This is a genomic window from Streptomyces sp. NPDC005281, assembly GCF_040607495.1.
Classification (GTDB): Bacteria; Actinomycetota; Actinomycetes; order Streptomycetales; family Streptomycetaceae; genus Streptomyces.
Window position 1 is genome coordinate 37,427 of record NZ_JBEXGX010000012.1, and the last position, 12,367, is coordinate 49,793.

Consider the following 12,367-nt stretch of genomic DNA (forward strand, 5'->3'; position numbering starts at 1 on the left):
GTGAGGGTGCTCCTTTCACTGCTCACGTGGCGGATGGAGTGGGTTCCTGACGGGGTCGGGTTTGGCGACTTCGCGCCCCGTCGGGAGCCCGTTGTGCGGGCGCTGTTCAGCTGTGGTCGTGCGGGATGGGTCAGAAGCGGAGTGCTCCGAGGAAGGCGCCCAGGCCGTCGAGGACCGTAGCCACAAGGGGCGCGGCCATCGTCCGGGCGAGCAGGAAGCCGAAGGCCGAGCAGAGCAGCAGGTCGGCCCAGCGCAGGTAGCGGATGCGCAGCAGGAACCAGATGAGCAGTCCGAGCAGCAGCACCGCCGAGACGGACACGAGCACGGTGGACCCCTTTCACTTCGCGTCCAGCAGTTCGGGAAGGTGCGGGGTGAGGTGCGCGTACTCGGCCGCGATGGCTTCCGCGTCCGCTTCGGTGATCAGGTGGGAGCGGGCGCGTTCCCAGCCGTCGCCGGAGGCCAGCACCGCGGTGCCGGCTTGTTCCGGCGTGATGGCTTGCGCTGCCTTGAGCGCGTCCGGGTTGAGGTCTCCGAGGGCCATCTCTGCTGTGCCGGGGTCGGCGACGCGGTGACAGACTCGCCCGCCGAGCTGGGCACGTAGGGCCGTGACGCCCGGACCCAGGTCGGAGCCGACGCGCTGGCCAGCGACGACGAGGAAGACGCCGAGTGCCGCGCCAAGTTGGGCGAGCCGGATCAGCGCCGTACCAGCGGCGTGGGCTTCGTCCTTCTCGTTCCGGCTCGCGATGAGGAACAGTTCCGCGATCTCGTCGACGATGACGACCACTGGGACCGGTCGATCCTGCTCGGGGAGGCCCCAGATGTTCCGTACGCGGGCAGCGCGGCAGACAGTCATGCGGTCGAGGGTGAGATCAACCAGCGCGGCCAGGAGCCGGACCGCTTGTTCACGGTTGGTTGCGAGCGCCGATAACCGCGGTTCGTACAGCGACAGTTCCATGCCGCCCTTGCAGTCGACGCCGACCAGGGCGACGGGTTGCGGAGCCAGGCCCGCCACGAGCGCGTTGATCAGCGTGGACTTCCCGGACCGGGTGGCACCGACGATCAGCCAGTGCGGTACGCGACGCAGGTCGATCACCCATGCGGCGCCGGTCTCCAGCGCACCGACCGCAACTCGGAGAAACTGAACGGGCTCGCGCTGCTTCGGTATGCGCGGGTACGCCAACGGATCGGTGACCCAGGCCGTGATCCGGACCGTTCCCGGCTTATGGGAAAGAACCCGGACCGCATGGACCTCCCAGGCTTCAGCCATGGCGGGCGCCGCCTTGACGAAGTCGTCCGGCACTTGGCCCGGAAGGAGACGCGCCAGCAGCCAGAAGCCGCCGGCAGTCGGCCGTATGAACCCGAACCGGGGCACCAACGGCTGAGGGGGTGGAGTTCCCTTGCCGACGAGCCCGGACACGACCGTCAGAGCAGGACGTCGACTCACTGCCAGGCCACACCCGGCCATCAGCGGACGCCACGTACGGATGACGCGGCAGCACGCGACCGGGAACCCGAATAAGAGCCAGCAGGCGACGGGGTAGCGGCGGCGCAGGGCCGGGCCTACGAGGAGTAGGCCCGACACCAGCACTGCGGCCACCACCAGGAACCAGCTCGGCCAGGTCGTTCCAGCCGAGGCGGTGGAGGCCAGGATCATCACTGCGCGGCCCCCTTCCCGGCCGGAGCCGGAGCGTTCAGGGGCCGGATCTCCGCCGCGCGGAAGGCGACGCCGTGCCGGCCGTCGTTCTCCCACGGCGTGGCCACCAAGTCCCGTACAGCCACGGGCATGCCGAGCTGCACGCCGCTGGGCTCACCGGGGACGTTCACGGTCACGACGTCGGCGGACCCGCCCGACATCAGGCACAGGCCGACCTGGTACACGGTCTTGCCCGTGTCGCGGTCAACGCGGAGCTGACCGGTCTCACGGTTCGCGATCCGCGGAGCGGGGGGAACGGCACAGATGATCCCCGTGAACTTCGCGGTGTCGATCGGAAGGCTTGCCACTTGTCTGGACTCCTCATCCATCGCACCCGAAGGCCGATCCTCCGGGCTGCTTTACAACCCGTAGTACGGGTCGAGAGTCCAGAGTGACCACCCGTAGTACGGGTTGTCAACCGCCTTGGGATGGGAGACGCTGTTCACCGCAATACACAAGCCGTCCACGACGGCGCACAGCCGATCGGGAACCACGGCCACGGAGGGCCCACATGCCGCCACAGAACACGCAGCCGAAGTACCGGCAGATCGCCGACTACCTGCGCGAAGGCATCCTGAACGGCACCTACCCCGCCGGCCAGCCGCTTCCCTCCGAGGAGACATTGGCCAAGCAGTTCGGCGTGACGCGCCCCACGGTCCGTCAAGGCCTCACCGAGCTACGGGCATCCGGTCTCGTCGAAGTCATCATGGGGCGGGGCACCTTCGCCCGCTCACCCCAGAGCCGTCCCAGCCTCACGCGCCCGCGCGGCATCCGACGCACTCCGAACGGAGGCTATGTCGAGGCCGACAGCATCCGATGGGCCAACGCAGAACCCTCCGTAGCTACCCGCACAGACGCCCCGCTCGCACTCGCCGACCTGTTGCGCATCCCGCCGGGCGAGCCGATGTTCACGTACGACGCGTTGCAGACAGCCGACAACGGCCGCCTCCGCCAACTCCACCGCACATACGTACCGTTCTCCGTGCTGATCGACACGAAGTACGAAGAGGAAGCGCCCCCGCCGGCCCCGGAGCTCTACGCGTCACTCGCAGGCCTAGGCCACGAACTCCACTTCACGGAGTACATCCGCACGCGTATGCCGCTCCCTGACCAAGCCCAGACCCTCCGACTCCCCGAAGGCGTCCCGCTCCTCCACATCATCCGCGTGACACTCACCGCGGCAGAGAAGCCGCTCGCCCTGGAGGAGTTCCACCTCCCAGGCGACGACTTGGAGCTGTCCTTCAGGCTGTAGCAGACGCCCAGTTGGCTCAGACTTTCTCTACTGGTTCAAGGCCCGCGCACGGCGCGGGCGCGCGCCACCTCTGCGGCGCGGCCTGCCTCCTGTCTCCGCCCCGGCTGGCCGCGCCCGGCGGCGCGCTACGTGCATGCGGGCATGAAGGTGGGAGACACCCTCTGCGGCTGGGGCGGTCGGCTCCACGGCTTTAGGTAGCCACTTTGGGGCGAGCCTCTAAGATCATGGCCCCAACGTCATGCTTTAGCGGGCAGGTCCACAGACTGCCCGACGCGCCAGAAGCTTACGGGGCCATGATCACTCGCCCCAAAGCAGCTCCAGCCCAAAGCCGCTCCGCCGACCTTTGCATAATCCTGCTGTCGCCAGACGTAGCCCCCTCACACGCATTACTTGCGGATACGAAGGAGAACGGTACCGCCGGTTGCCGCACGGGTCGTACGATCTGCATGAGGTGAGGGGGCTCGTGGACATCTCCGAGGTGCGCAATCCATACGACTACCGGAACCCAGTGCGTGAGGCAGCGGTCTTCGCCGGACGGGACCAGGAAGTCGCCACCATTGCATATGAACTCGATCAGGCAGCCGTCGACCGGCCATCAGTCTGCATCGTCCTGCACGGCCCGCGTGCTGTCGGAAAGACGAGCCTGCTCTACGCCACCGAACGGATAGCTGCGGCACGCGGCCTTACGACCGCGCGCGTGGATCTGGTCGAGGGTGACAGCGAGCCGCTCACCTTCTTTCGTAAGTTGTACGACGAGTTGGTCTCGACGATTGCGAACGGGGCCGCGCAGGCCGGGAAAGACGTCCCGTTCGACGTGTCGACCGTCCGTCGGGTGATGGCAGGGGCCGACGACGCCGCTTCCGTGGCACCGTTCCAGTTCCCGGAGGCAGTGGCCCTCGCGGGGGCCGAGGGCCGGGTGCCGGAGGCAGCGCTGCGCGCCGACCTCTCCTCCTTCGTACGTCTCCTCGGGCATCCAGTAGTTCTCCTCGTGGACGAGGCTCAACTGATCGCCCACGACGCCCGCGCCCTGTCGGTACTGCGCTTTCTCGCCACGCGTGTCGACGGGTTGATCCTGGTGCTCGCGGGCACGTCCGGGCTGATCGACCGGATCATGGACGTGCACTCGCCGATTCTGCGGCAGTTCAAGGAGATCGAGGTCCGAGCATTCATCGAGTCGGAGGACGTCAAGAACTGCATACTGTGGCCACTCCGCAACGCCGGAATCTATGGCGGGATCTCACAAGGCGTGGTGTCCTCCTTGCGGCAGCTCACGGATGGCAATCCGTACGAGGTCCAGCTTTACTGCTACGAGATGTTCGCCCGCTGGCAGCAGGGCGTCACCGATCATATGAAGCTCACCCCTGAGGTACTCGAAGGTATCCGTTCCCGCATGGAATCGGGTCGCAACGTCCTGGAGCGCCCGCTTATCCGTGCCGTGCGCGCGATGAAACGACAAGAGCTCATCGCTTTCAACGTTCTGACCTCTGCTCTGGGGCACGCGACACCGGATGAGGCCTGGTTTGCTTACTCCCTGGCCGGGCAGCCGGAGATCACACGCACGCAGTATGACCAGCACAGGGAGGCACTGGTCGCACAAGGCATCCTCGACCCCGGGGACACCGTCCGCTTCGCCGTGCAGACGGAACTCTTCGATGAGGTTTACGCCCGTCTGTGGACCGCCCGCACCATCCGATTGCAGCCGCACGACCAGGTCACTGGCCGAGGCAACGTCCGAGCCATGCTGATTAATCGGCTCTTCTGCTTCCTGCACGATGCCGCCCAGGGACCTCTGCGCATCTTCGAGACATGCTGTTCCCAGATGAACGAGCGGCACGTAGAGAAGATGCTCAGCGCCTTGGAGCGGATGCCCAACACCGGCCCGGACGCCATCGTACGGATCACCTATCTCCACTCCGCGATCTTGCGTGCGGGTGAGCCATCGGCCCTCGACCTCACCACCGTCACTTGCACGTACGGTGAACACACAGTTAAACGCTGGCTGTACGCGGCGGACACTGACGACATCTCGGTGGCCGACGCTCCCGGCTTTAAGGCGGTGGCCGAACGGATCGCGGAACTCGGCGGTCGCCTCACCGCCGACCGGGTTCGCATACCACTGCGGACGTGGCCAGCTCACAATTGGTTCCGCAAGGCCACCGGAAAGTTGCGCACCGAGCTGGCGGACAACCATTACAGCGCCGCGTTCGACGCGTATGGGGCTGGAGGCGTATCCGCCGCCCACACCAACTTCCAGTCGTCCTTCGCGTTGACCCCAGGCTGGAAGCAGGCGAACAGTCTGACGTATCTCAGCTTGGCCAACGGCCTCAAGGACGAGGCTCTCAAATGGTCCCAGCGTGCACTCGAACTGGCCACCGACGCCTACCGGCGCACGTTGAGCCGTTACAACGCGGCTATGGCCCATCTCCTGACCGGTGACCGGGACACCGCCGCCGAACACCTCTTGAGAGTCACAGCGGAGCTGGAGAGCACGGCACTAATCAACAAGATGGCCTTCCTGCTGCTCCCGAACCCGGACGACACTACGCGTTTGTACGAGGACACCAACCTCGACCTTGCGGAGGCGGTAGAGCGTGCTCGTGCCGCCCTCGGCATCGCTCCAGGCAACGTTCCGGTGGGCCCGTACGGAGGAGCAGCGGTCGAAGGATCGGGCGCCGCGCACCCACAGATAGCCGCCGAACCCACGGCGCACTCCCACCGGACGCCGGTAGTTCTGTCCGTGGCCACCGAATGGGCTTCCTCCCATGGAGGACTCAGCACGTTCAATCGGGACCTGTGCCGGGCGCTGGCCGCCGTCGGCGCGCAGGTGTTCTGTGTGGTGCTGGACGCCACCGCCGCGGAAATCGCTGCTGCCGACGATGCAGGCGTCAAGCTGCTTTCGGCTCCCGAGATGCCCGGGGCCTCCGAGGACATTCGGCTCACGAGCCGTCCGAATCGTCTCGGTGGGGCCGTGCCCGACCTGGTCCTGGGGCACGGCCGGATTACGGGATTTGCGGCACAGAAACTCGCAGACGACTTCTTCCCCACCGCCCGGCGCCTGCACTTTGTACACATGGCCCCGGATGAGATCGAGTGGTACAAGCCTGACTGTGGCAACGACCTGGGCCTGCGGGCCGAGGAACGAACCGCCATCGAGCGGGCACTCGGCAGAACTGCCCACCGTGTGGTCACGGTCGGGCCTCGGTTGCATGACCAATTCATCGACGAGTTCAGGAGCCCTGAGGGCCTTCCCCCTCTGCGGCTCGATCCAGGGTTCGACTGCGCCGTCCCAGGTGTGGATCTCGCCCCGCCCCAGGGATCCCCGTTCCGGGTCATGCTTCTGGGCCGCGTCGAGGACGCCGAGCTCAAAGGCGTCGACCTCGCCGCCGCGGCCTGCGGCCGGGTCACGACATGGCTACGCGAGGACGGTCTCAGGAGCGTCCGGCTGCTAGTGCGCGGCGCCCCGGCATCGGCCGTGGACGACGAACGGAACAAGATCATGGCTTGGGCCGCGAGCCCCAGGCTGGATGTCGTGGTCCGCGCTTACACGTCGGAACAGCCCCGCATTGACGACGATCTGAAGACCGCCAGTCTGGTAATCATGCCATCACGCAGGGAGGGGTTCGGCCTCGTTGGACTTGAGGCGATCACTCAGGGCATCCCGGTTCTGATCAGCTCGGAGAGCGGACTGGCCGATCTACTCCGCGAGACCCTGGGGCAAGAGCGGGCGAGCCGGTTCGTCGTCGAACTGTCGAGAGACGACGAGAAGGACACTGACAAATGGGCTCGGGCCATCGAACGGAAACTGCGGGACTGCGACGCTGCCTTTCGGCAGGCGGCCGAACTCCGCAACGAGATGGCCCAGCAGGTGTCGTGGAGTCGTGCGGCCGCAGTGGTACTCGGTGAAATCATGGGACGGTGAGTGCACTCACTCTCCGAACGCGGCCGCAGTGACTTCGCGTTCCAGTCCCGCACGATGGAACTCGTAGGTCCTGATGTCGGAGACCTTGATGAGCACGCAGAAGCGCTCCACCGAGGACAGCTGTCTGGCCACCTGCGCGTACTCGCGCCGCAGGAAGTGGATCGCGGCAAGGTTAGCCACCGACGTCTGCCCGGCCACCACGAACACCGGGCAAACGGACTCTACGGGCGTGAACTTCGCGACGAGGGTGTACTCCTGGTTGCCCCGGTCGAACTGGAACTTCTCCCCACCCACTTCGATGGCCACTGAGTCCGGATGGGTGCCGTCGTAGGGATGAATGACGACGCCGGGCAGGTGGGCAGCGAGGTGGCCGCCGGTGCGGATGTTGGCGCCCCCGATGGGTCCGCCGACACAGAATTCGGTGCGATCCCCGTTGCCCCCGCGAAAGTCACCGGACTCCACCGAGACATGGCAGCCCAACTCACCTGCGATCAAGGCCAGTTCCATGGCCGCCCGTATGTCCCGGTAATGCGCGACGCCAGGCGAGTTGTGCTTGTTGCCCAGCACGATCAGACAGGTCTGCCCGGGTCGGACGCCGAAGAATGCCGCCCTCTTGTTCACCGCCCGAGCGCGCTTGGCCCGTTCCCACAACCAGACGAACCCACCGCCGAGCAAGCTGGTCACTAGCCCAAGCACGATGTTCGCAAGTATCGACTGAATCTCGTCCCCCTCTCCCCGCCTGGCATCGTTTCACGGCCTGGCGAACTCGCACCATACGATCTTCCTCGGTTTTCTCTCCCCCGCCCTCGCTCTTCCGCCGGCCCGGGCACCGGTGGTATCCCGCAGCTCAACTCGCCCGCCGGTGCACCACTCGGGGTACGCCGTCACGGCGTCATGGATCTCCACGGACAGGACTCAGTGGTACGGCAGGCGGAGCTGGGATCCGTATGACCGGCTCGACCCCGGAGAGGCGAACCAGGCCGACATCCGTGCCGGACCAAGGGCGAGCGTGCGGGAACGTAGCCGGATGGAACGGCTACTGCCACTTGCATGGTGGTGGGGGCCGGCGGAGTCGAGCCGCACGTGTCTCTACTGCTTCCCGACTCCCGCGCAGACCAGCACGTTCGGGACCCAGGCCGCTAGGAGGGCGGAGGGGCTGGTTGTGGTGGCGCTTCATGAGTTGGTTCGAGGTACTGCGTAACGCTGTGAGTCGACGCCCATGATGGCGCTGGCTGAGCCGTCTCAGGGCCGTCCGAGGTCGCTCGACAGTGGCCAAGAACGACCAACGGCGACAGCTAGCTCTGCGGAGTCACCACCCTTGAACAGGGAAAACGCAGGCCACCAAGATCCCCGACAAGACCCGGGGCAAGAAGAAGCCGCGGCCACAACAGCAATCGGCTGGCCAGGACATCCCGCTGCCCCGCACTATGGGCGCATCAACCGGTTACAGCGCAGCGCTTGGCAGTACGTGGCGGAAGTACTTCCTCCCGGTGAACTCCCAATGCTCGCTGCACATGTGCTCGTCGATGGGCTTGATTCCCCTGCCCTACGCGAACTGGCCGGCCTGCCGCGCAGGAGCGACGAGACCGAGATCCGTGAACTGTACGTCCAAACCCTGCACGAACTCGGCATACCCCTCCCCGACGAGGAGACAGCTGGCCGATGCCTCCTCGTGAGCCTTGCGTTCGGTCTCGCGAAAGGCGAGCTGAGCGCCAAGGACGTCGCCGACCGGATATCGATGACGGTCGCAGCCCGCACCCAGGAGGAGATACGGTTCCTCTCCTTGACAGCGGACTACAGCGAATGGATCGGCCCCGACGAGCTCCCGAGATGGGAGAACGATCTGAAAACCGCGGCCCACTCGTTGACCGCCGCCACCGACCTCGGCATCGGCATGCCAGGTTGAGGCGCGACTGACTAATCCACATGAACGCGCCTCAGTGCCAGACCCGTGCCAGATACTGCGGGGAACCACGGGGAACAGCGGTCACCCGCCCAAGCACACCCTCCGGTCGTGACGCTGCTCCGCAGCAGGTCAGCAAGCCTCTCGACCCCATAGAACCCAAGCTGAGAGCGCGAGTTCCATCCAGGAAGCCGCACCGGACGCGGCATCCAGCTGGTTCGGAGTACCCGACCTACCTCTTGACCGTCTCGGTCAAAGCTCGAAGTGATCTTCCGGTGAAGTCTTTTGATCACCCGGCGGCGGGCGCCGGCCGCTCCGCCGAGCCAGCGGTGGCGAGGAGGGCGCCCTGATCAGTCGAAGCGCGTGCGCGCGTGCCCGTGTCCTGCGACCCTGACATCTGCAGCATGGTCGGTGCTCCGCGCCCGGGATTGGCCGAGCAGGAAGAGCCGCGCGCTGTCGTGGCAGGGGACGGGCGCAGAGGGAGGGTGCAGGTGGGCAACCTAGGTCCGTATCAGGACATTGTGACAGCCGCAAAACGAGTGGGCGGCGTCCAATCCTTGATCAAGGCCATCGAAGATGCCGCCATAGCGAAGGCATTTCCGAAGGCCTTTGGGCAGGGTTCCGGAGCAGGGGCGCTAGGCACGCTTGCAGTCGGCGGAGTTACACTCGCGGCGAAACGCAATTTGGACAAAATGCGGGCGCGTGAAGCACGGGCGAATGAAGCAAAAGAGCAGCTGAAGACTAAAGTTGGGGGATCCATGAAATCGGATGGCCTCAGTTTGGGGAATGGCGCGGGCAAGAGCGATTGCGATGGCCAGAGTTGATCATCCTGGACACAAACATCCTGACGAAGTCCGACATCGACAGCGCCACTACGGATCTGGCAAAGATCATCAGGGCGTCCGGGGTCGAGCGCGTGTCTGTGCCGTGGGTCGTACTAGAGGAGTTGACGGCCCATCGCGCAGTGCCCTACCGCGAGAAGTACGAGGCAGCCGAGGCTGCCCTGCGCAGCCTGAAGGAGGCAACGCCATGGCCCCTCGGCGTGACGCTCCCGCGGATGCGTCTCCAACACTTCCAGGATCAGTGGCGGCAAAGGTGGCTCAAGGTAGTCGACATCGTCCCAACGAGCGAAACCGCGCTCAAGCAGGCACTGATTCGGGAGGCCAACATCCTGCCTCCGTGCAAGCAGGTCACCACCAACGCTGGCGGTGACACGGTGAAGATCGGCGGGCGGGACGCTGCGATCTGGCTAACGGCCGTTGAGTACGCGCGGGAGCATCCTGACGAGAAGGTCTACTTCGTCAGCAAGAACACGAAGGACTTCGGCGACGGGACCACCTTCCCATACCCGATGAACGAGGACCTCGCCGGCATCGAGGATCGGTTCGTGCTCCTCACAACCTGGTACGACGTCGTGGAGAAATTCGCACAACGGACCGGCATTGCCGACGAGGACGCGGTGCGTTCGATCCTCGCGAGCACAGAAAGCCTCAGCGCGATCGAAGCTGAAGCCGTTCGTCTGATGTTCGTGCCGCCGGACCTAGTGGGGCCGGAGTTTGAGGGCACGATGGGCCTCTTCGTTCAGGGCGAAAACACGCTGATTGATACGGACACCGTCCGGGTTCTGGGCTGGGCCATGCCCCCGTCCGTCGCCTTCGACCAGGCAACCGATCTGACCGCCTACCACATCGGGGATCACGTCTGGTGTACAGCCACGGTGCGGTGGGTCCTAAGCGGCCCCGCCCTCCTACGAGACACCCTCCGAGTACAGGGCGTCGCGTGCGTGTGGGAGACCCGCGTCCTCGTGAGCACAACGAACGTTGACGCCCGACTCACAGTCTTGCGCGGTCAGGGCACCCGTGCGCTGTCGGCGGGCCAGTTCTCCGTGCTTTCCCCGGACCTCGCCGAGTACGCCAACCTGATCAGTCATCAGCGGAAGTGGATGAAGCTCCGCCATGAATATTCCGGTCGCCTGAGTCTCTCCAGGCTGGAGAGACAGTTCGCGGGCAGTCTGCACTCCCCTCAAGACCCGCTGTTCTGAGGCTGGTCGACGCTATCGCAGCCAGCACCCTGCATCTGAGGTTCGCTTACTCGGCAAGTACAGCAATCACAGCAACCATCCTCGGCTACGACCGTCAGCAACCGATCTCTGTAGAGCTGTGGATCAGAAGGCGGCTGACATCCGCGGCTGACATCAACGATGCCGGACTGAGGCGTACCCCAGCGTCTCTCTCCGGCCGTCGCACCAGTGGTCAGCCCAAGGCTGGCACGGATCGAACTCCTAAAGCGGTGTTCACAGACCTGCGACGTCGCTTGGGTAACGTTGTGGATCGTGCAGCTGAATATTGTGGTCCCTCTAGTAGTCACCGTGGTGATTGCGGCCACGGGTTACGGAGCGACCTACCTGACGAATCTGCGTCTAACTCGGCGCAAGGATCATCTGGACCGGGTCAACCGCCAACTCAGCGAGCTCTACGGTCCGCTCTATGCGCAGTCTACGGCCGTGGACCAAGCCTGGGAGAAGTTCGAAGCCCGATATAGGACCAAGTGGGTTGCGTCGGCTCCGACCACCGCAGAGTGGGCCGCCACCTGGCGCTTGTGGATGTCAACGGTCTTCATGCCGCTCAACCGGCGCATGGTCGAGACAATCGTCACTCATGCCGATCTGCTGATTGAAGACACCATCCCCGACTCCCTGAAGGAGCTGTGCGCACATGTGGCCTGCTATGAGCCCATCGTCGCCGGCTGGCAGGAAGAGGGGTTCGACTCCGTCCAGTACGGCGATCACGTATCGATCGCCGGCAATTTCCCACACGAAGAATTGTCCGTCTACCTGCAAGAGTCCTTCGAGTCACTGAAGCGTGAACAGGCTTGGCTACTCGCTCGGATGCAACGCCTGGGATTGACCAGAGGCAGCAAGGAGACAGAGCAAGCGGCGATCAGGCATGTGATGGCCTTGGAGCGACGGGCTGGCCGCGATCCGAAGCACGTCCGCCGCTCGGATCTCCCGTACGACATCAAAAGTCCGCCTCGCATGATCGAGGTAAAGGCATTCAGCCGCACGGCACGCAGCAAAGCACTGCTGCTGGAACACCAGCAGGTGGAAGCCGCCAGAGTGAACCCCGAGCAGTACTACCTCTATGTGGTCGACAACGTTGCTGGTGCCGACGGGACCGAGATTGGTGTGCGCACCCTGCATGGAGAGGCACTGTTGGCAATGATCAAGCGGACCCAGCCCCAGATCAGGTACCAGCCCACGATCCGGGCAGCCGAGTACGATCAGGCCGAGCGACTGCAATGAGTACTGCGGTACAGCAGCGGAGTACAGCAACCATCATGACCACAGCCGACCGCCAAGATCCGTCGACGGCCAGTTGGCCAGCTCGCTGCACCTAAACGACCCGCCCTCCGATAGTTCGGGACGAAAAGGTCGTGCCAGACGTGTGCCAGATCGTGCGGGGAACACCGGGGAATCAGAAACCCGCCACCATGCGTCGGCACCCTCCGCCCCAGGTCAATCCCTCAGCAAGCCCCAGATCACCTCAGCTTCCCAAGCTGATGTCCTGCTGGGCGGAGTCGCATATGAGCCGCGCATCCATC

The 12,367-nt window shown here is 65.0% G+C and carries 10 protein-coding genes; 6 read left to right on the plus strand and 4 right to left on the minus strand.

The window, feature by feature from the left end; all coding sequences use genetic code 11:
- Window positions 1-130 precede the first annotated feature (130 nt).
- The 3 genes from ABZV42_RS18370 to ABZV42_RS18380 are packed head-to-tail and all read right to left on the minus strand — an operon-like array spanning window position 131 to window position 2,001.
- On the minus strand, window positions 131-325 hold the full coding sequence (locus tag ABZV42_RS18370; protein WP_356052685.1) for a hypothetical protein: 195 nt from the start codon (window positions 323-325) through the stop codon (window positions 131-133).
- A 12-nt stretch (window positions 326-337) separates the two neighbouring features.
- On the minus strand, window positions 338-1,657 hold the full coding sequence (locus ABZV42_RS18375) for an FtsK/SpoIIIE domain-containing protein (RefSeq protein ID WP_356052687.1): 1,320 nt from the start codon (window positions 1,655-1,657) through the stop codon (window positions 338-340).
- The gene (locus tag ABZV42_RS18380; RefSeq protein ID WP_355616839.1) at window positions 1,654-2,001 is read right to left on the minus strand and encodes a hypothetical protein; all 348 of its coding nucleotides are present in this window, start codon (window positions 1,999-2,001) and stop codon (window positions 1,654-1,656) included. Before ABZV42_RS18380 ends, ABZV42_RS18375 begins: the two co-directional genes overlap by 4 nt.
- Window positions 2,002-2,204: 203 nt before the next feature.
- Here ABZV42_RS18380 and ABZV42_RS18385 point away from each other — a divergent pair, with 203 nt between their 5' ends.
- Window positions 2,205-2,945, plus strand: coding sequence for a GntR family transcriptional regulator (locus ABZV42_RS18385; protein ID WP_356052689.1), 741 nt, complete (start codon window positions 2,205-2,207; stop codon window positions 2,943-2,945).
- A gap of 463 nt (window positions 2,946-3,408) precedes the next feature.
- Window positions 3,409-6,864, plus strand: coding sequence for an AAA family ATPase (locus ABZV42_RS18390; protein ID WP_356052691.1), 3,456 nt, complete (start codon window positions 3,409-3,411; stop codon window positions 6,862-6,864).
- A gap of 6 nt (window positions 6,865-6,870) precedes the next feature.
- Here ABZV42_RS18390 and ABZV42_RS18395 read toward each other — a convergent pair whose 3' ends face one another.
- Window positions 6,871-7,548, minus strand: coding sequence for a hypothetical protein (locus ABZV42_RS18395; RefSeq protein WP_356052693.1), 678 nt, complete (start codon window positions 7,546-7,548; stop codon window positions 6,871-6,873).
- Window positions 7,549-8,365: 817 nt separating this feature from the next.
- Between ABZV42_RS18395 and ABZV42_RS18400 the strand changes: the two genes are divergently transcribed.
- The 4 genes from ABZV42_RS18400 to ABZV42_RS18415 all read left to right on the plus strand — a co-directional run bounded on the left by ABZV42_RS18400 (window position 8,366) and on the right by ABZV42_RS18415 (window position 12,068).
- Window positions 8,366-8,770, plus strand: coding sequence for a hypothetical protein (locus ABZV42_RS18400; RefSeq protein ID WP_356052695.1), 405 nt, complete (start codon window positions 8,366-8,368; stop codon window positions 8,768-8,770).
- 488 nt (window positions 8,771-9,258) lie between these two features.
- Window positions 9,259-9,591: a hypothetical protein gene (locus tag ABZV42_RS18405; protein ID WP_356052697.1), complete on the plus strand. Its 333-nt coding sequence runs from the start codon at window positions 9,259-9,261 to the stop codon at window positions 9,589-9,591.
- The gene (locus ABZV42_RS18410; protein WP_356052699.1) at window positions 9,588-10,808 is read left to right on the plus strand and encodes a PIN domain-containing protein; all 1,221 of its coding nucleotides are present in this window, start codon (window positions 9,588-9,590) and stop codon (window positions 10,806-10,808) included. The genes ABZV42_RS18405 and ABZV42_RS18410 overlap by 4 nt, the downstream gene beginning before the upstream one ends.
- Window positions 10,809-11,099: 291 nt before the next feature.
- On the plus strand, window positions 11,100-12,068 hold the full coding sequence (locus ABZV42_RS18415) for a DUF3883 domain-containing protein (RefSeq protein ID WP_356052700.1): 969 nt from the start codon (window positions 11,100-11,102) through the stop codon (window positions 12,066-12,068).
- The last annotated feature ends 299 nt before the right edge of the window (window positions 12,069-12,367 follow it).

Coding starts and splice junctions, on each gene's coding strand:
- ABZV42_RS18400 (WP_356052695.1), top strand. CDS start 8,366: ATGCTCGCTGCACATGTGCTCGTCGATGGGCTTGATTCCCCTGCCCTA.
- ABZV42_RS18385 (WP_356052689.1), top strand. CDS start 2,205: ATGCCGCCACAGAACACGCAGCCGAAGTACCGGCAGATCGCCGACTAC.